The 1,741-nt window shown below is 27.2% G+C and carries 1 protein-coding gene; it reads right to left on the bottom strand.

The annotated features are described in order from the left end of the window. Window positions 1–325 precede the first annotated feature (325 nt). Window positions 326–1,255: a lipid II flippase MurJ gene (locus ACRC03_RS14265; protein WP_438653253.1), complete on the bottom strand. Its 930-nt coding sequence runs from the start codon at window positions 1,253–1,255 to the stop codon at window positions 326–328. Window positions 1,256–1,741: the final 486 nt, after the last annotated feature.

The raw sequence follows: 1,741 nt of genomic DNA on the forward strand, positions 1-1,741 counted from the left end.
ATGTACAGTTGGCGATTGGTTGAATATTTTACGGTACTGACCATTTCCAGTACCAACCTGATATATTCAGTTTTGAAAGTTCTAAACGTATTATTAGTATAACAAATTTAGAAAAAAATATGAATAGTAAAATAACCTAACGGTAGGCTTACATCCTCCACCTCCTGCGGTTAGGAAGAGGAATTTCGCCTTATTAGGTTAAATCTTTTAAGAATATATTATGTTTTTTATATATAAAATGTCCAATACTCTATCCTTTTCTAGTATTATACTTCACATTTTTACCAATTATAGCACTTACTTATTCTACTCGTAAAAACTCCTTCTAAGTTCTGGAAGGAGTTTTAGTATTATCTATTTTTAGTTTTTTCTTGAACATATTTGTTATTATACTCACTTCTTCTACCTTAAGCATAATTATCAGCATACCATAGATTAAAGTTCCTATGGTAATAGAAGCAAATAGTATTATTCTTACTACAGGTTCTGCTAGCACTATAGCTCCTACAGATATTGGTAATATTAGAATTACTACGCTATTAATGCTTTTATATACAGATTTTATAAACTCTTCTTTATTTTCATCATTTGATAACTTATTTAATCTATTGGCACTATTTAGTACTGTTATGTAGCCATCCCCTAATGTAGATGCTAAACTTCTATCTACAATAGAATTAATTTGATTAACACCAACACCTATAAATACAGGTATCAGTAATCCTAGCATTTTTTTAATATTTTCATCTTTTAAATTTATATATAACTTATACTTATATCCACTTTTTATTGCAAATGGTAATTGAAACAAGAACATACTAGCCATAGATAATAAGGAGCCTATAGCCATTATATTTATGTTGCCATTAGTACTTAGTAATATGCCACCTATTATGGCTATGTTGAATGGAAGTCCTACCATGCCTGCTATAGCAAACTTTCCATTTATTTGAAGCCAAGCTGTCATCATATTACTTAATCCTATAAATAATACTCCAAATATCATTATTCTAGTAAAGGTTATAGCTAATTTTAACTTTTCACCTTCAAAATTGATTGCAAATATTTTTACCAACGGTTCTGCAAATAAAATTGTAGGTATTCCTACAGTTGTTATATATACATCTGAAACTAGGTTCGCTCCATATGTGGATGTAAGTACTAATTCTCTTCCAAAGCCTAGGATTTTTGATAGCATCGTTACTATCATAAGCACTAAGGCTGATTTAACTACTTTACTCATATTATTTTTCATATTTTATATATGCTTGTTGCTCTTACCTAAATTATTCAAAACTCTTTAATAATTTATAATCTCAAATATTCTGATAATAACTTATTCTGCGTTATCATTGATGTATTTAAGGATTTTTTTTATATATTGCCAGTTTTCATTCTTTTCTTTATTGTCAAATTCTATATTGCATAAATCATCGAAACTAATATGTTTTAAATTTTTAGGTAGCTTATTTCCTTTATTCAGGGATATGTAAATTATTTCTGCATCTACTACTTGAGTAAATAGACCTTTATTGACATGTTCTTCTAGATATGTGTTGTAATAGGTTTTATATTTTTTTCATTTTACTACTATTCATAATAGTTGTAAATTCCTCTATTATGAAGCTAGCACTTTTATTATTTTTAATTTTTTGTACTACATCAATATATCTATTTAATTGATTTGTCGATATGTTCAATGTACTTTTTAATTCAACTAGATATAATTTCTTTTGAGTAT

Source organism: Romboutsia sp., assembly GCF_051659545.1.
Lineage (GTDB): Bacteria > Bacillota > Clostridia > Peptostreptococcales > Peptostreptococcaceae > JBOFOR01.

Coding starts and splice junctions, on each gene's coding strand:
- ACRC03_RS14265 (WP_438653253.1), bottom strand. CDS start 1,255: ATGAAAAATAATATGAGTAAAGTAGTTAAATCAGCCTTAGTGCTTATG.